20 protein-coding genes are annotated in these 16,456 nt (G+C 63.5%); 13 read left to right on the top strand and 7 right to left on the bottom strand.

Going from position 1 to position 16,456, the window contains the following annotated elements; all coding sequences use genetic code 11:
- Positions 1-17: 17 nt before the first annotated feature.
- On the bottom strand, positions 18-1,367 hold the full coding sequence (locus BMG03_RS03410) for a FliI/YscN family ATPase (protein ID WP_199224671.1): 1,350 nt from the start codon (positions 1,365-1,367) through the stop codon (positions 18-20).
- An 86-nt stretch (positions 1,368-1,453) separates the two neighbouring features.
- On the opposite strand from BMG03_RS03410, the gene BMG03_RS03405 reads away from it, so the two are divergent.
- The 8 genes from BMG03_RS03405 to flhB are packed head-to-tail and all read left to right on the top strand — an operon-like array spanning position 1,454 to position 7,687.
- Positions 1,454-1,825: a flagellar basal body rod protein FlgB gene (locus BMG03_RS03405; RefSeq protein ID WP_077701089.1), complete on the top strand. Its 372-nt coding sequence runs from the start codon at positions 1,454-1,456 to the stop codon at positions 1,823-1,825.
- A gap of 21 nt (positions 1,826-1,846) precedes the next feature.
- Entirely contained in the window at positions 1,847-2,257 is a 411-nt protein-coding gene (flgC, locus tag BMG03_RS03400; RefSeq protein ID WP_075775863.1) for a flagellar basal body rod protein FlgC, read from the top strand.
- Between the two features lie 7 nt (positions 2,258-2,264).
- Positions 2,265-2,585, top strand: a complete 321-nt coding sequence (gene fliE, locus BMG03_RS03395) for a flagellar hook-basal body complex protein FliE (RefSeq protein WP_075775862.1) — start codon at positions 2,265-2,267, stop codon at positions 2,583-2,585.
- Between the two features lie 16 nt (positions 2,586-2,601).
- Positions 2,602-2,871: a flagellar biosynthesis protein FliQ gene (fliQ, locus tag BMG03_RS03390; protein WP_075775861.1), complete on the top strand. Its 270-nt coding sequence runs from the start codon at positions 2,602-2,604 to the stop codon at positions 2,869-2,871.
- 26 nt (positions 2,872-2,897) lie between these two features.
- Positions 2,898-3,680, top strand: coding sequence for a lytic transglycosylase domain-containing protein (locus tag BMG03_RS03385; RefSeq protein WP_240496987.1), 783 nt, complete (start codon positions 2,898-2,900; stop codon positions 3,678-3,680).
- Between the two features lie 7 nt (positions 3,681-3,687).
- Positions 3,688-5,778, top strand: coding sequence for a flagellar biosynthesis protein FlhA (gene flhA, locus BMG03_RS03380; protein WP_075775859.1), 2,091 nt, complete (start codon positions 3,688-3,690; stop codon positions 5,776-5,778).
- Between the two features lie 3 nt (positions 5,779-5,781).
- Complete coding sequence (locus BMG03_RS03375) at positions 5,782-6,543, top strand: flagellar biosynthetic protein FliR (protein ID WP_244270985.1); 762 nt, start codon at positions 5,782-5,784, stop codon at positions 6,541-6,543.
- A gap of 10 nt (positions 6,544-6,553) precedes the next feature.
- Positions 6,554-7,687, top strand: a complete 1,134-nt coding sequence (flhB, locus tag BMG03_RS03370; RefSeq protein WP_075775858.1) for a flagellar biosynthesis protein FlhB — start codon at positions 6,554-6,556, stop codon at positions 7,685-7,687.
- A gap of 78 nt (positions 7,688-7,765) precedes the next feature.
- Here the strand turns inward: flhB and BMG03_RS03365 are convergent, their stop codons facing one another.
- Genes BMG03_RS03365 through BMG03_RS03350 form a run of 4 tightly spaced genes read right to left on the bottom strand, consistent with a single transcriptional unit; the run spans position 7,766 to position 10,257 of the window.
- The gene (locus BMG03_RS03365; RefSeq protein WP_075775857.1) at positions 7,766-8,401 is read right to left on the bottom strand and encodes a MotE family protein; all 636 of its coding nucleotides are present in this window, start codon (positions 8,399-8,401) and stop codon (positions 7,766-7,768) included.
- Positions 8,395-8,772, bottom strand: a complete 378-nt coding sequence (locus tag BMG03_RS03360) for a hypothetical protein (protein WP_077701087.1) — start codon at positions 8,770-8,772, stop codon at positions 8,395-8,397. The genes BMG03_RS03365 and BMG03_RS03360 overlap by 7 nt, the downstream gene beginning before the upstream one ends.
- On the bottom strand, positions 8,756-9,709 hold the full coding sequence (locus BMG03_RS03355; protein ID WP_075775855.1) for a flagellar motor switch protein FliM: 954 nt from the start codon (positions 9,707-9,709) through the stop codon (positions 8,756-8,758). The genes BMG03_RS03360 and BMG03_RS03355 overlap by 17 nt, the downstream gene beginning before the upstream one ends.
- A gap of 2 nt (positions 9,710-9,711) precedes the next feature.
- Complete coding sequence (locus BMG03_RS03350) at positions 9,712-10,257, bottom strand: flagellar basal body-associated FliL family protein (RefSeq protein WP_075775854.1); 546 nt, start codon at positions 10,255-10,257, stop codon at positions 9,712-9,714.
- A gap of 156 nt (positions 10,258-10,413) precedes the next feature.
- Here BMG03_RS03350 and fliF point away from each other — a divergent pair, with 156 nt between their 5' ends.
- The 5 genes from fliF (at position 10,414) to BMG03_RS03325 (ending at position 15,160) form a co-directional block, all read left to right on the top strand.
- A complete protein-coding gene (gene fliF, locus BMG03_RS03345; RefSeq protein ID WP_341865722.1) occupies positions 10,414-12,105 on the top strand; it encodes a flagellar basal-body MS-ring/collar protein FliF in 1,692 nt (563 codons plus the stop codon).
- Between the two features lies 1 nt (position 12,106).
- Complete coding sequence (locus BMG03_RS03340; protein WP_075775853.1) at positions 12,107-12,757, top strand: FliH/SctL family protein; 651 nt, start codon at positions 12,107-12,109, stop codon at positions 12,755-12,757.
- Complete coding sequence (locus tag BMG03_RS03335; protein WP_075775852.1) at positions 12,758-13,159, top strand: FliM/FliN family flagellar motor switch protein; 402 nt, start codon at positions 12,758-12,760, stop codon at positions 13,157-13,159.
- On the top strand, positions 13,156-14,019 hold the full coding sequence (gene fliP / locus BMG03_RS03330) for a flagellar type III secretion system pore protein FliP (protein WP_075775851.1): 864 nt from the start codon (positions 13,156-13,158) through the stop codon (positions 14,017-14,019). Before BMG03_RS03335 ends, fliP begins: the two co-directional genes overlap by 4 nt.
- Positions 14,020-14,143: 124 nt before the next feature.
- Positions 14,144-15,160, top strand: coding sequence for a flagellar motor switch protein FliG (locus BMG03_RS03325; RefSeq protein WP_075775850.1), 1,017 nt, complete (start codon positions 14,144-14,146; stop codon positions 15,158-15,160).
- Between the two features lie 24 nt (positions 15,161-15,184).
- Here BMG03_RS03325 and BMG03_RS03320 read toward each other — a convergent pair whose 3' ends face one another.
- Together BMG03_RS03320 and BMG03_RS03315 are read right to left on the bottom strand one after the other, a co-directional pair.
- The gene (locus BMG03_RS03320; RefSeq protein ID WP_075775849.1) at positions 15,185-16,015 is read right to left on the bottom strand and encodes a DUF1217 domain-containing protein; all 831 of its coding nucleotides are present in this window, start codon (positions 16,013-16,015) and stop codon (positions 15,185-15,187) included.
- The gene (locus tag BMG03_RS03315; RefSeq protein WP_075775848.1) at positions 16,009-16,443 is read right to left on the bottom strand and encodes a flagellar biosynthesis repressor FlbT; all 435 of its coding nucleotides are present in this window, start codon (positions 16,441-16,443) and stop codon (positions 16,009-16,011) included. Before BMG03_RS03315 ends, BMG03_RS03320 begins: the two co-directional genes overlap by 7 nt.
- Positions 16,444-16,456: the final 13 nt, after the last annotated feature.

Genomic DNA, 16,456 nt, shown 5'->3' with positions numbered 1-16,456 from the left:
CGCTCGGGACCGCGGGCTTACGCGCCCTCGCCATCTACCTCTTCGGGAAGCGGCACGTCGAAACCCGCTTCCAGTAGCAGCCTGTAGGTTTCCGCGAAGGCCCGCATCGATCCAAGCTGCTCCGATTTCCGCTGCGACAGGAAAACCGTCGCGCTTTGGTGGAAGCGGATCGCCGCATCTGTGTCGGGATCGGCGCCGGGACGGTAAGCGCCCACCCGGATCAGATCTTCCATATCGGCATATTTCCCCAGCGCACGCCGTGCTGCCTGCATGATCCGATACTCGGCGTCGGTGTGGCAGTCGGGCAGCATCCGCGAGATGCTTTTCTGCACATTCACCGCCGGATAGCGGTCCTGTTCGGCGATGTGGCGGTCGAGCACGATATGCCCGTCCACGATCCCGCGCACGGTATCGGCAATGGGCTCGTTCATGTCGTCGCCGTCCACCAACACCGTGTAGAGCCCGGTGATATCGCCCGTCCCTTCGACGCCGGGTCCCGCCCGTTCCAGCAGATGCGGCAGTTCCGCGAATACGGTGGGCGGGTAGCCCCGGGTCGTCGGCGGCTCGCCCCCGGAGAGGCCGATCTCCCGCTGCGCCATCGCGAAGCGGGTAACGGAATCGATCAGCAGCAGCACCTGCTTGCCCTGATCGCGGAAATGCTCGGCCACCGCCGTCGCGGTCCAGGCCGCCTGACGACGCAGCAGAGGTGGCTCATCACCCGTCGCCACCACGACCACCGCGCGCGCCATCCCCTCTGGGCCGAGGTCGTTCTGGATGAAGTCCTGCACCTCCCGGCCACGCTCGCCCACCAGCCCGATCACGATCACATCCGTATCGGTATTGCGCGCGAGCATCGCCATCAATGTCGATTTCCCGACGCCGGAGCCCGCGAAGACACCCATGCGCTGGCCACGGCAGATCGGGGTAAAGATGTCGAATACTTTGATTTGCGTCTCGAGCTTCGCGCCGACCCGCTTTCGGTCGAAGGCGCGCGGCGGGGCGGCCTTGAGGTCGCGCGCCATCTCCCCCGGGGTCCAGCCAGTGCCGCTGCGCACGGGCCGGCCCAGCGCATCCACGACCTGACCGATCCAGCTTTCATCGGGGTGGATCAGATCGCCGTGCTGGTCGAGTTCGACCCGATCCCCCACCGAGACGCCATCCCAGCTGCCGAACGGCAGAACGCGGGTTCCAGCCTCGTTCAAACCGACCGCCTCGGCGAGAACCGGACCGCGCCGCCCGTGCACGATGCAGCGCTGGCCGATTCCCATCGCGCGTTCGAGCCCGACGACAGTCAGCGACAGGCCCGTGACCGAATGGACATGACCGACAATTCTTGCCTCATCGGCCTCGTCAACCGCATAATTCAAGGAAGAAAAAATCGTATTCACAAGTATAAACCCTACCAATCCATTCTCACACCAGTATACTATCCATGAAAACGGAGCGATCCAACGTGAAACTTGATACGATATCCTTTTTTAACCTCGCCTCGGATCGGATGCAGTGGCTTGCGGCCCGCCAGAAGGTGCTGGCCGAGAACATCGCCAATGCCGACACGCCGAATTACCGCGCGCGGGACGTCACCGACTTCCAGAGCTTCCTCGAGAAGAGCGACGCGGCGCGCGCAACCGGCGGCCTGTCGCACGAAACCACCGTCGAGACGGTGAATGCCAGCGGCGCATGGGACAGCAGTCTCGACGGCAACGACGTGGCGCTGGAGCAGCAATCCGTGATCGCGAGCGAGAATGCGGACCAATATCGGTTGGCGGCGAACCTCTATCGAAAGGCCTACCAGCTTATCAACGCCGCCAGCGGCAAAGAGTAACGTGCGGAGCAGACTATGAGCATGGACCCTCTGAAATCAATCGGTGCGATCGCGGCAAGCGGGCTGCGCGCGCAGGGCGAGCGACTGAAGGTCGTCTCGGAAAACGTGGCCAACGCGGATTCGACCGGCTCGACGCCGGGCGCGGATCCCTATCGCCGCAAGACCATCTCCTTCGGCGAAATGGTCGATGACGCGACAGGCGCCTCGATGGTCGATGTCACCGAAGTCGGTCGCGACACCTCTGATTTCGTGTTGAAATACGACCCGGCTCATCCGGCGGCGAATGCCGAGGGTTTCGTGAAACTGCCGAACGTCAACCCGATCATCGAGATGAGCAACATGCGCGAAGCGGCGCGAAGCTACGAGGCCAACCTGAACATGCTCGAGACCGGTCGCCAGATGCGCCGCGAGATGATCGACCTTCTGAAATAGGTGACGCATGAGCGATCCAGTCCTCTCCAACGCAGCGATCCGGGGCGCCTATGGCGCCTCGCGCAACCTGAACGGCGGTCCTGCCTCCGCGCAGGAGGCCAAATCCGCGGGACAAAGCTTCGGCGACATGCTCAAGAGCGCCGCCGAAGACGCGGTCCAGACCATGCGTGCGGCCGATACCACCGCGCAGGCGGGTCTGACGGGACAGGCCAGCACGCAGCAGGTCGTCGAAGCGACGATGGCGCTGGAATCCACCGTGAAGGTCACCGTGGCGATGCGCGACAAGCTGGTCGAGGCCTACCAGGAAATCATGCGGATGCCGATCTGAGACAGGCGGGGGCGTCATGGAAGAAGCCGATGTCTATGCGATCATGTCGGACACGATCTGGACGATCCTGCTCGGGGCCGGCCCGATCCTCGCGCTCGCGCTGCTTGTCGGCCTTGGCATCGCGATCTTCCAGGCACTGACGCAGGTGCAGGAGATGACGCTGACCTTCGTGCCGAAGATCGTCGCGATCTTCGTGGGCCTCGTGCTCGCCCTGCCCTTCATCTACGCGACGCTCTCGCACCTGTCGGATACCGTCTTCGATCTCATCATGAACGGGCCCACCTGATGGCGCGGGCGGGGTGGTTTCGCGCCTTGGCGGCGCTTGCAATCGCGAGCTTCGCCGCGACAGGCCCCGCGCGGGCAGAGGGCTGGGCGGGGTTCTACACCTCCAGCCGCCCCGTGCCCGAGGCAACCACAGTCGTCCCCTCCAAGTTCGGCAATGACCAGCAATGCCTGCGCCAGATTTTCGCGGCGCAGGACCGCTACGGCATCCCCGACAACCTGCTGCTCGCGATCGGGCTGCAGGAGGCGGGGTTTCGCAATGAAGGTCGCTTGACCGTCTGGCCGTGGAGCGTGAATGCCGCGGGCGAAGGGCGCGTGTTCGACAGCCGCGAAGCGGCGATGGCTTGGGTCCACCAGAAGCAAGCAGCTGGCGTCACCTCGATCGATACGGGCTGCATGCAGGTGAACCGCAAATGGCATCCGGACGCGTTTGACTCGCTGGCCCAGTCCTTCGATCCGGCGGCGAATGTGGATTACGCGGCGCGGTTTCTGGTCGATCTGCATCGGCGGACGGGGGATTGGTGGCTCGCCGCAGGCTCGTATCACTCCTTCACCCCGGAGGCGCGCCAGACCTATCTGACCGCGCTCAGGCGCAATCTCGCGGTGGCGCAGAAACGGGGCGACTATTTCGTCCGACTCGCAGGCGCCGCCTCCGTGGACGCGCCCACCATGACCGCCTCGCCACGCCCCACGCGCCGCAAACTGCCCGTCTTCTGGTCGGCCGATCTGACGGCGGATCAGGACATGCGGCTTTCGATCTATTCGACGAACGACCTGCAACCCGTGCTTCCCAATTTCACGCGAACGAATTGAGCGCGCAATGAGCCAAAAACAAACCAGTCTCGGCCAGAACCTCGTGGGGCTCGGCATCAAGAACCGCGATATCGGCTTCGCGATCGGCGTGACGCTGATCCTCGGGATGCTGTTCGTTCCCCTTCCGCCGATCATTCTGGATTTCGGTCTCGCGATCTCGCTGTCGGTCTCGGTGCTGATCCTGATGGTGGCGCTGTGGATCCCGAAGCCGCTGGAGTTCAACTCCTTCCCGACACTGCTGCTCGTGGTGACGATGCTGCGGCTGTCGCTCAACATCTCCTCGACGCGGCTCATTCTCAGCCAGGGCCATACCGGCCCCGGCGCGGCGGGCGGCGTCATCGAGGGGTTCTCGCGCTTCATCGTGGGCGGGGATTTCGTGATCGGTATCGTGATCTTCGCGATCCTCGTGGTGATCAACTTCGTCGTCATCACCAAGGGCTCGACCCGGATCGCCGAGGTTTCCGCGCGCTTCTCGCTCGATGCGATGCCGGGCAAGCAGATGGCGATCGACGCCGATCTGGGCGCAGGACTGATCGACGAGGTGGAGGCCAAGCGCCGCCGCAAGGAGCTGGAGGACGAGAGTGGCTTCTTCGGCGCGATGGACGGTGCGTCGAAATTCGTGCGCGGCGACGCGGTGGCCGGGATAATCATCACGCTGATCAATGTCGTCGGCGGGATTCTGATCGGCGTCGTCCAGCACGGGCTGAGCGTCTCTCAGGCGGCGGGCAACTACACCGTTCTGACGATTGGCGACGGGTTGGTGACGCAGATTCCGGCGCTGGTGGTGTCGCTGGCAGCGGGCCTGATCGTCACGAAAGGCGGCACCGAGGGCGCGGCGAACGAGGCGGTTCTCGGGCAGCTGTCGAACTTCCCGAAGGCGCTCTACATGGCGGCGGTGCTTCTTGGCGGGATCGGCCTGCTGCCCGGCTTCCCGATCGTGGTGTTTTTCGCGCTGGCCGGGCTGCTCGCCGGGCTGGGCTATGTGATGCAGGAGCAGGCCGCGCTGCGCGCCAGCGACGAGGCGGCAGCAGAAGCCCGCGCGGCCCAGATGGAAGAGACCTCGGCCGAGACGACGCAGCAGCAACTCAAGCTCGACGAGCTGCGCCTCAGCCTCGGCGCGGGACTGGTGCCGCTGATCTCGAGCATGGACGCCGCCCTGCCCGGCAAGGTCAAAAGCCTGCGTAATCTCTTCATGAAGGATTACGGCTTCGTCCTGCCCTCGGTCCGCATCAAGGACGACCCGATGCTGCCGACGAACAGCTATTCGATCCTCGTGCAGGGCGTCGAGGCGGCGAAAGGCGAGCTGCGCCCCAACCTCGTGATGGTGATCGACCCGTCCGGCGATCAGGTGAAGCTGCCCGGCGAGCGGATCAAGGAGCCCACCTTCGGGCTGAGCGCGGTCTGGATCGACCCGGCGCGCGCGTCCGAGGCCGAACAGCAGGGCCATACGGTCGTGGACCCCGAGAGCGTGATTACCACCCATCTCACCGAGATCATCAAGGAGCATATGTCCGAACTGCTCACCTATGGCGCGGTGAAGAAGCTTCTGGCCGAGCTGGACCGGGACTACCAGAAACTCGCGAGCGACATCTCCAACCCCGCCCCGGAAATCCTGCTGCAGCAGGTGCTGCAATCGCTGCTGGCCGAGCGTATCTCGATCCGCAATCTGCCGCTCATCATCGAGGCGGTGGCCGAGGCCGCGCCGTCGAGCACCAACCCTGCCGTGATCACCGAGCGGGTCCGCGCCCGCCTTGCGAACCAGATCTGCCGCGCGCTGGCGGATGGTTCGGGCTTCGTGCCGGTGCTGACAATGTCGGGTGCGTGGGAGCATGAATTCGGCGAAGCGGTGAAGATCAACGGCAAGGAGCGGACCTTCCTGATGTCGCCGCAGCGCGTGCAGGAATTCGTGCTGGAGGCGCGTCAGGAAATCCAGCGCCACGCCGCACGCGACGAATGGCCCGCGCTGATGGTCGCGCCGGAAGTGCGCGGCTATGTCCGCTCGATGCTCGAACGCGTAAGCCCGATGACTCAGGTGATCTCGCATAACGAGGTGCACCGAAAGGCCGCGATGAAGACGGTCGGGACGATCGGGGCCTGAGGGGTGAGCGGGCTGAGCACATTTCTCGACGCGCAGCTATTCGGCTATCTCATAGTCTTCGCCCGGCTGGGCAGCGCTATGATGTTCATGCCGGGCTTCGGCGAGATGCAGGTGCCGACCCGAAGCCGTCTGGCGATGGCAGTGGTGTTCAGCCTCGCGCTTTATCCCGCGACGCCGGTGATGCCGATGCAGCCCGACAATCTCGTTACTTTCGCGATCTATCTCGGGTTTGAGGTGACGACGGGTCTCTGGATCGGGCTGACTGCACGGGTGCTGTTCAGCGCGCTGCAATTTGCGGGGCATCAGGCCGGGCAGGTCTCGGGTCTCGCCAATGCTTTCGCGCCGAGCCTCGGGTCGTTCGAAGGCTCCACGATGATCGCGAGCTTCCTGCTGATCTCGGGCGTCGCGCTGATTTTCGTCACGAACACGCATCACGTCATCATCCGCGCGTTGCTCTATTCCTACGACGTCTTTCCGCCGGGCACCCTGCTGCTGGGCGACATGGCGAAGCAGATCGTGAAGGCCGCGTCGGCCAGCCTCTATATCGGGGCGGCTATCGCGGCGCCGTTCTTCGTCATGGGGCTGATCTTCAATCTCGGGATGGGGCTTGCAAACCGGATGATGCCCGCGCTGCCTGTCTTCTTCGTCGCAGCACCCGCGCTGATCGCGTCGGGACTGCTGATCCTTGCGGCGGCGTCGCCCAGCATGCTGCATGTCTTCCTCGGCCGGTTCACCGACTGGCTCGGCACTTTCGTCATACCCTAAGGAGCGCGCCGTGGCCGAGGGCGACGAACAGGATAAATCCTCCAAGACCGAAGAGCCGACAGACAAGCGGCTGAAATCGGCGCGCGAGAAAGGCGACGTGCCCTCCTCGCGCGAGACCGGCAACATGATGTCGGTCTTCTCGCTGCTGATGATCGTGATGTTCATCCTGCCACTGGTGGCGGGCCGGGCGATGACCTCGCTTGGTCAGGTCTTCGCCGGGGCGGGCCAGGTTAAGATTGGCCAAGGGTCGGCAGGCGCGCGCGATATTGGCGACATCCTCAGCATGCTCTTCGGCGAGATCGCGGGCTGGGCCGCCCCGATCTTCGGCGTGATGCTTCTGGCCGCGCTGTTCGGCGTGTTGATCCAGGGGGAAACCGTGGTCTCGTCCGAGCGCATGAAGCCGAAACTGTCGAAGCTCTCGCCGCTTGGGGGGCTGAAGAAGATGTTCTCGCCCGGCGCACTGGTCGAGTTCGCCAAGAGCATCACCAAGGTTCTCGTCATCGGCGTGCTCGCGCTGTGGGTGGCGAAACGCGCGGTCACCGGGATCTGGCAGGGCGAGAATTTCCTGCCCGAGAACATTCCGAGCTACGCCGCCCATTGGGCCGGATGGCTGCTGAGCGCGGCGATGGTGTTCCTCGTGCCGATCACCATCGGCGACATCATCTGGAAACGGTTCGAGTGGCGGCGCAAACTGCGCATGTCTCTCAAGGAAATCCGCGACGAGATGAAGGACACCGAGGGCGATCCGCAAATCAAGGGCCGCCGTGCGGAGATCGCACGCAGGCGCGCCCGCCAGCGCATGGCGCAGGCCGTGCCGACCGCCAGCGTGATCGTGACGAACCCGACGCATTATGCCGTGGCGCTGAAATACGAACAGGGCAGCGACGCCGCACCGGTCTGCGTCGCCAAGGGGGCCGATGCCGTGGCCGCCCGCATCCGGCAGATCGCGCGCGAGAACGAGGTGCCGATCGTCGAGAATAAGCCCCTCGCGCGTACGCTGCACGCGACGATCGAAGTGGATGACACCGTGCCGGTCGAGCATTGGCAGGCGGTTGCGGAGATCATTGGCTATGTCATGGATCTGCGTCGCAACATCCGGCGCGCGCCGCCGAAAGGCTCGGTCCTGCGGGTCGACGAGGAATGAGAAAAGGGGCTGAACGCCCCTTTTCCCCAAAACGGATGCAAATTCGGGTAGCTGCGCGGGCCGGAACGCCCGCGCGTTTCAGTTGAGCTTGACGTTGACCAGCTTCTGGTCGCCCGGCAGCTTCGAACGTTCGAGAATGATCTTGGAGACGGCCCGCGCGCGCACCGGGGTCATCGCGGCCATAATCGGGGCGACGTCGCGCTCATTCATCGTGGCCAGCACCATGACCGTCACCTCTATATCGAGGTCGTTCATGATCGAAGCCGCCGCCGCCGGCTTCATGTTCTTGTAGATCGACACGAGGCGATCGACGTCGGCGGTATGCGATTTGTCGACCTGGTCGAGCAGCTTGGTCACCTTGTCCTTCAACTCGGTGAGATGCTGCGACTGGGTGTCGAGCCCCTGCTTGGCAAGCTCGATCTCGGCGCTGCGGGCGTCGAGCTTCTTCTTCTGTTCCGCAAGAAGGTCGCGTTCCTGCCGCACGGACATCAAAAGCTCCTCCGGCGTCGGGGCGCAGCTGATCTTGGCATCGCTGGGAGCGTCCGCCGACGAAGCCTTTGCCGCGGTCGGCTTTTCCGCCCCGCTTGCGAGAGCCGCCTGCAAAAGCGAGTCCGGGAACGGGATCATGTCCGTGGGAAGGCTGGTAGCGAGCTTCGCGCCGCCCGAAAGCAGCAGCACACCGACGAGAACCTGCAGGGGGCGGCTCTTCACCATTGCCCCTGCGCCTCCCGGCGCACGCGGGTCTGCTCGAAGAAGCTTTTCACCAGCTCGGCCTTGCCGGTCACACGGGTCAGCCCCATCGGCGCTTTCGGCGCGGCGCGGCGCGAGTTGAAGGTCAGGGCGGGCGCAGCCTCTTGCGCGGGCGCCGGTTCGGGCGCGGGCGCTTTCTGCGCCTCGGCGACCGCGTCCTTCATCTCCTCGACGGAGAGCTGCGATTTGTCCACGGCCGCGGAGAAAGCGGCGACGAGCGGCTCCATTTCCTCGAGCACGAGCATCAGCTTCTTGACCCGTCGCGTGATCACCACGCCATAGGCCATCAGCCCCACAAGAGACACGAGAATAATCGCGTTAATCAGCATCGACATCATTGCTCCACTCGTCCTTTCCCATGAGGTTCGCGGTCACCTTCAGCGCCATCGACCCGTTCTGCTTCTTGCCCATTTCGCCTTCGAGAACCGGACTCCCGGCACAGAGCAGAAGGACCGGCTGGGTGTCGTCGATCCCGAGGTCGAGCGTGTCGCCCACTTTCCAGTCCAGAATCTCGCGCATCGGTACCACAAGCTCGTGCAGCTGGGCGGTCAGCGCCACCGACGACCCTTCGATCTTCTGTTTCAGCTGCGTACGCCACGAGCTGTCCGCGCCGAGCCGATCCCCGAAGAATATCTTGGTGAGCAGCGGGCGCACCGGCTCCAGCGTCGAGTAAGGCAGGATCAGATGAACCTCGCCGTGGTAGCCTTCGAGGCTGACCTTGAGCGGTACGCGGACCGTGGGACTGTTGGGCTGAGCGATGTTCGCGAATTGCGGATTGCTCTCCATCCGGTCGACCTGGAATGAGACCTCGCAAATCTGACGGAAGCCCACCGCCATGTCGGCGAGGATGCGTTCGGCGACCTGCTCTCCCATCCTGCGCTCGATCGTCGTGAAGCCGTTCTTGGCATCCTTCGCCCGCCCCGTCGGCTGCCCGCCCAGCATCAGTTCGAGCGCGGAGAACAGGAAGACCGGATCCTGCGAAAGGATAAACTGGTCATCCCAAGGATCGGCCTGCGCGACCGCGATCAAACCATGCTTGGGCAGGCTTTTCATCGCGTCGGCGAAGGGCAGGTATTCGACGTCGCCCAGCGTCACGTCCAGCACCGAACCCGTCAGCGACTTGAGCGAGCTGGAGAAGGACAGAACGAAGCGCTCGAAGATCACGTCCAGCATCGGCAGACGCTCGTAATTGAGCATCGACATGCGGATGATCTCGTCCTCGACCTCCGCCGTCGTCGTCGCCGCCATCGCCATGTCCGCCTGCTCCGCCATCGTCACTGCACCACCAGATCGCTGATGAGAACCTCGCTCGGCGTATTGTCCCCGACGACCGCGCGGGCGCGCTTGAGCAGCTCCGCCTTGAGCTTGATGAGACCGATGCTGCCGCGCAGATCCTCGACCGTCATCTGCCGGAGGAACCCGGTGAAGGTATCGCGGATGAAGGGTTTCTTCTCGGCCATCGCGGCTTCGGCTTCTGGCGATTCGGGATAGACCAGCGCTAGGTGAATCTTGAGGTAGCGCGCGGCGGAGGCGCCGTCCGCGGTCGTCCCGGTGATGTTCACCACGATGTCGTCGAAATCCAGTAGCGCGTCCCCGCCGGCCGCGGCACCCGCGCCCGTACCGCCATGGCCTGCCGACTCTGCGGGTTTGCCCCCGGTGAGGGCAGAGACGCCACCGAAAGCGACGAATCCACCGCAGAACATGGCCACGACCGCGAGGGCGCCCGCCGCCATCACGAGACGCTTGTGGTCACGCAAGACACGCCAGCGCCCGGCAGGCGCTTCGGCAAGCTCTTCTCCATCAACCGCCGCATCTGTCATCGGCTACCGCGCCTCTCTTCGTCGAACTTAAAGATAAAACCCGATCTTCATTGGATGTCGTGAAGTATATACATCCGGACTTTACTTGCAATACAAAGATAGAGTAGCTTTTATTGCGTAGATGAAGAATAACTGGTGTTCGCCGTGCAGCAATTCTTGCGGAATCTTCAATCCTTGGGACGGCGCAAGCTGCTGATGCTTGGGGCCGTCGGCGTCGTCAGCGTGTTCGCGCTGGTCTTCGGCCTATCCGTCGTGACCGCCCCGAACTACAAGCTGCTCTACAGCCAGCTTTCGCCCTCCAGCGCAGCCGGAATCGTCGACGCGCTCGAACAGGCAGGGTTCAAGACGCAACTGTCTGCAGATGGCAGCGCGGTGTCGGTGCCGGAGGGAGACATGGCCCGCGCCCGCATGGCGCTGGCCGAAAAGAACCTGCCAGTGGATGGCGAACCCGGTTGGGAGCTGTTCGACAACGCAAGCGGCTTCGGCATGAACACCTTCATGCAGCATGTGAACCGTCTGCGCGCGATGGAGGGCGAGCTGGCGCGCTCGATCCAGACTATCGACGGGGTGCGCAGCGCCCGCGTCCATCTGGTTCTGCCCGAGCGCGAAGCCTTCTCGCGCACCAGCCCCGACCCGAGCGCCAGCGTCATCGTGCGCGCCGCCTCCACCCGCGGCATCAGCCGCAAGGAAGCTCTGGCCATTCGCAACCTGATCGCGGCGGCAGTGCCCAATCTCGACGGCAACCGGGTGACGGTGCTCTCGGCCAGCGGCGAGACGATCCTCGCGGAGAATTCGGATGCGGCCGGGCAAGCGACACTCCAGTCGAACAAGGCCGCGACCGAAGACCGGATGGCGCGCTCGATCGAGCAGATCCTGACGGCGCGGGTCGGTGCGGGGAATGCCCGCGTGCAGGTCAATGTCGACCTGTCCAACCAGCGTGAAGTCGTGGTGCAGCAAAGCTTCAACCCCGATCAGCAGGTCGTGCGCTCCACCCAGAACAACGCCGAGCAGCAAAAGGGTGTGCAGAATGGCGATGCGGGTGTGAACACCGGAAACAACATCCCTGGCGCGCTTGGCGGCCCCGGCGCGAGCAGCACGACCGACAGCCGCAGCAAGAACGGCGAGTCGGTGCAATACGAAATCGGCAACACACGGCGCGAGACGACGACCGAAGCGGGTGCAGTCAAGCGCGTGTCGGTCGCCGTGCTGGTCAACGGCATATACAACGTGCAGGACGACGGCTCGCTGAAATACGAACAACGCTCGCCCGAGGAAATCGCGCGTCTCACCGCACTGGTGAAATCGGCGATCGGCTACGACCAGAATCGCGGCGATACAGTCTCGGTCGATAGCCTGCGCTTCATCGATTACTCGATGGAAGTCGGCGGCCCGGTCGGCCCGACGCTGATGCAGCGGCTCTCCGACAATATCGTGTCGATCCTGCGCTGGGTCTTTGCCCTTCTGATCGTGGTCGCGGTGCTTGTCTTCGGTCTGCGCCCGTTGCTGAACCGGGCCGACCGCGAACGCCCGCGGCTGAGCGAGGCGCCTGGCGCCGGGGCGCTCGCAGCCCCCGAGGGCGAGGCGGAAGCAGCGGCACCCGCGGGCAACAACCTGCCCGCAGCGCCCGCCAGTGCCGTCGCGCCCCGAACGCAGGAGGCCGCCGAGCCCGCAGCGCCCGTCCAACGTGCGGAGCGCTACGATCCCGCCAGGGACGAGGAGCTCGTCACCAACTTCGCGATCAGCGGCGCGATCCTGAAGCGCAAGGTCTCGGCAATCCAGAAGATCGCCGAAGAAGAACCGCAAGAGGCCCTCAAGGTCCTGCGCGGCTGGCTGCTAAACGAGGCATGACATGACGGTTTTCCAGCGAGACTTCGATGAAGAGATGCAGGCGGAAGACGCCCGCCGCGCCGCCGAACGCCTGAAGGTCTTCACCCAGGCCGATCTCGATGCCGCGGCGGCGGCCGCGCGCGCCCAAGGGTTTGAGGCGGGCCGTGCGCAAGGCCGCAACGAGGCTACCACCGAGATCAGGACCTCGCTCGAGGCACGCCAGACCGAGGCGCTGGAAAAGCTCTCGCCGGAGATCACAGCACTTCTTGGCAACCAGCTCGCTCATCAAGCAGCACTGGAGCGACACCTTTGCGGCTTCGCGCTGCGCGTTTGCGAGAAGGTTTTCCCCGAATTCATCGAGAGCTGCTCGACCGCGCGGGTCGAGACCCAGATCCGTCGGGCGATGGAAATCGCGCTGCGCAAACCAAGCCTCACGATCCGCCTCTCCCCCGCCAATGTCGCGGGGCTGACGCCGGTGATCGAGGCGAGCGCCGGGCCGAACAGCCCCGCCCTGAACATCGTCGCGGACCCGGCGCTTGCCGATGGCGACATCCATGCCGACTGGGAAGACGGCGTGATGGATTACAGCTTCGAGACGGTCTGCCGCAGTATCCTCATCGCCCTGCGGCAGACGATCTCTCCCCAAGCCACACCAATCAGGAAAGCCGTGTAAATGTCCGACAACGATACGCCCGAATCCACGCAGCCGCCTGAGACGCCGGAAACCGGAACCCAGCCGACGCAGGGCGAAGCCCGCGCCGCTGCAGCCGAGACCCTGCTGCATACGCTCGCCAGCAAACAGGCCGAGAGCGATGCCGACGGGCAGAACGTCAACGCGATGCTCAATGTCGGGCTCTCGGTGCAGATCGTGCTGGGTCAGAGCCGTATCCCGATCTCGCAGCTTCTGAACCTGAGTCGCGGCTCGGTCATCGAGCTGGAGAAAAAGATTGGCGAGCCGGTCGACGTGGTGATCAACGACCGGCTGGTGGCGCGGGGCGATCTGGTGAAAGTGGGCGACAACCGGCTCGGCGTCACGCTCACCGAGATCGTCAAAGACTACGTCCCGAAACGATGATCCACCTCACGAAGCGATTTCTGACGGCGCAACCCGGCCTGCCAATTGTCGCCCTGACGCTCGTAGCGTCGCTCGCTTTCAGCAGCGGCGCAGAGGCGCAGGAGGCGGGCGGGTTGCTGAGCGACCTAGCGCAGGGGCTGAACAATGCCACGCCAGGCAGCGATGCATCGGCCAGCCTGAGCGGGCGGATCATTCAGCTGATCGCGCTGATGACCGTGCTCAGCATCGCGCCGGGCGTCCTTGTCGTCATGACCAGCTTCACCCGCTTCGTGATCGTCTTCTCGATGCTGCGCTCCGCGCTGGGGCTGAACCAGACGCCGCCGAACATGGTGCTGAGCGCGATGGCGCTGTTCATGACCTTCTTCGTGATGCAGCCGGTCTTCGACGATGCCTGGACCGGGGGGCTGCGGCCGCTTCTGAACAACACGGTGACCGAGGAACAGGCGCTCGTCGGGATCGGCGCGCCGTTCAAGGCCTTCATGTTCGCCAATACGCGCCCGAAGGACCTGAAGCTCTTCGCCGATCTCGTCCGCGACAACGAAGCGGGGCAAAACGCCGAACCCGCGCCCGAGACGCCCGCCCCAGCAACGGCGGAAGAGGCGAACTGGCGCACCCTCGTGCCCGCCTTCATGATCTCCGAGCTGCGGCGCGCCTTCACGATCGGCTTCCTGATCTATCTGCCTTTCATCGCGATCGACCTCATCGTCGCATCGGTGCTGATGAGTGCGGGCATGATGATGTTGCCGCCGGTGATGATCTCGTTGCCTTTCAAGGTCATCTTCTTCGTGCTGATCGACGGCTGGTACATGCTCGCAGGGAGCATGATGCAATCTTACGTCGCCTATGGCGGGGGTGGCTAAGCCTCTACGCCGCCCCTATCCTTAGAAAACACATCACTACAAAGAATAGCGCGCGATCTTGATTGAGAATACAAGGATAGCCTGCTATCCTTGCCGAGACCTCAGAACAGATCGAGCGCCGACGATGAGAACCTCCCGGGATTACAAGAAACTGCGTGGCCCAGAGAAGGCAGCGATTCTTTTCCTCTGCCTCGGGGAGAAACACGGCGCAGGGCTCATGCAGCGGCTCGACGATTACGACATCCATTCGATCACCCATGCGATCTCGTCCCTTGGTACGATCCCCGCCGATATCGTCGAAGAGGTGATGAGCGAGTTCATGGAAACCGCAGGCGATGGCGGCGGCCTCGTGGGCTCGATGGAGATGGCGGAGAGCATGCTCAAGGGGTTCCTCCCCGACGAGCGCGTCTCCGACATCATGAACGAGATTCAGGGCCCGCTGGTGGGACGCAATATCTGGGAAAACTTCTCGGCGCTGAACGAGCAGATCATCGCAAATTATCTCAAGGAAGAGCACGACCAGACGGTCGCGGCGATCCTGAGCAAGGTGAAACCCGAGGTCGCCTCGAAAGTGCTGCCGCTTCTGGGCGAAGAGCGCATGATGGAAGTGCTGGAGCGGATGATCGGCATCGAGACCGTTCCCCGTTACGTCTTCCAGAACATCGAAGAAACGTTGCAGAAAGAGTTCATGAGCTCGGCGACGCGCAATACCGGGCCGGACCCGCAGCAGCGCATGGCCGATCTCTTCAACAAACTCGATAGCAAGCTGTTCGACGACATCACCCAGCGTCTGGAAAAGCGTATTCCCGAGGCGTTCGGTGCGATCAAGGCGAAGATGTTCACCTTCGACGATCTGTGCAAGCTCGACCAGCAGAGCCTCGTCAAAGTCATGCGCGGGGTCGAAGGGCAAACGCTTCCGCTCGCCTTGCGCGGGGCCAAGAAGGAGGTACGCGACTACTTCCTGAGCGCCCTGCCCGCCCGCTCGCGCGACATGCTGAACGAGGAAATGACCGCGATGGGCCCGGTGCGCGGGCGCGAGGTGCAAGAAGCGCAATCCGCGCTTGTGGACTATGCGCTCGAGCTGTCGCGCGAGGACGAAATCCGCATTCCGCTCGACGATGATGACGTGATTATCGACTGAAGCCGTCCGTGACCGGCGACCAGCTTACCGGTAGCGCGAAGCCGAGAAGGTAGCGATCGCAGTCAAATCGAAGGTCGCGGGCACGAATTGGCCCGAGCCCCCCTGCACCGCGCCTTGCATCAGCGTCACCGCAGCATTCCCCGCCGCCCCTCCGATTGAGAAGTTATTCGCATCGGACACAGCGACGAAACGGGAGACAAGATCATCGACCTCTTTCGGGTCTTTGAGTTTCGCAAGATCGAACTTGTCCTCGAAAATCTGTTTCTGCCGCTCGACATCGAGCTTCACCACGTCATTCGGAATCCCCAAGGCCGTGCGCATGAACTGCGCCATATCCTTGTCTTTCAGGACCGAATACCATGTTTTGACGCCGCCGAGCTTCTGCCGGAATTCGAGCACGGACCCGACGGTCTCGTTCTGGTCGCGCTCACCATTGATGAACTGCTGGCTGACATATTGATCGACGATCTTGTCCTGCCACGAGGCCGAGGAGGTATTCGCGTTTGCAGTGCCGCCATTGGTGAACCCGAGCGCATCGTAGAGCTTGCGAAACCGCGGATCGGTGAGCCTGTTGACGAGGGAACTTTTGTCATTGGGATCGCTCGACAGGATTTCGCGCATCATCGCCTTGCCGAACATCTGGTCTTCCAGATCGAAGGCCTTCATCACGAAACTATAGGCGTCGTAATCCTTCACCAAGTCGGCCGCAGTATGGATATCCCCGATCTTCTCGCGGAAACGGCTGATCGCGCGCGCATGCTGCGGCTCTTGCGCCAGTTGATCGAGTTGCTTGGCCTGCGTCCGATCGATCAGGCTCAGCGCGAGCCGACTGCTCATGCCCGAAATCGTCAGCATTCTTCGCCCTCCAGCGCCGCCGTCGCGCTCGTGTTTGCGGACAGGCGGGCGAACAGTTCTTCTTCGCGGCGCATGACCGGGCGCAGCGCGCTCAACGCTTTGTAATAATCGCCCTGAGACACCCAGTTCGCGGCCTCGAAAACACTGCCAACCACGGCGGCACTGAAGATCGTGGCGAGATCGGCGAGCTTCTCCTGAATGACCGGCACCAGCGTGTCGCGGGTATCGGCGCGGATCAGCGCGGTCTGGATCAGGAAATAGGCCTGCTTCACCGGGGTCGGCTCGCAGTTTTCATCCAGCAGATCTTCGGCCCGGATCACGTCGGCGGTATTCTCGATCTGAAGCGTCTGGCGGCGGTTGGCATTTCGGATCACGCATCCATTGACCACGATTCGCTCGTTCGGTTTCAACGTCAGTCGTAATGCCATGACCCGCGCCCCT

The organism is Thioclava nitratireducens, assembly GCF_001940525.2.
In the GTDB taxonomy this organism is placed as follows: Bacteria; Pseudomonadota; Alphaproteobacteria; order Rhodobacterales; family Rhodobacteraceae; genus Thioclava; species Thioclava nitratireducens.
Note: the sequence above shows the minus strand (reverse complement) of the source record. Positions and strands in the feature narration are given on the sequence as shown.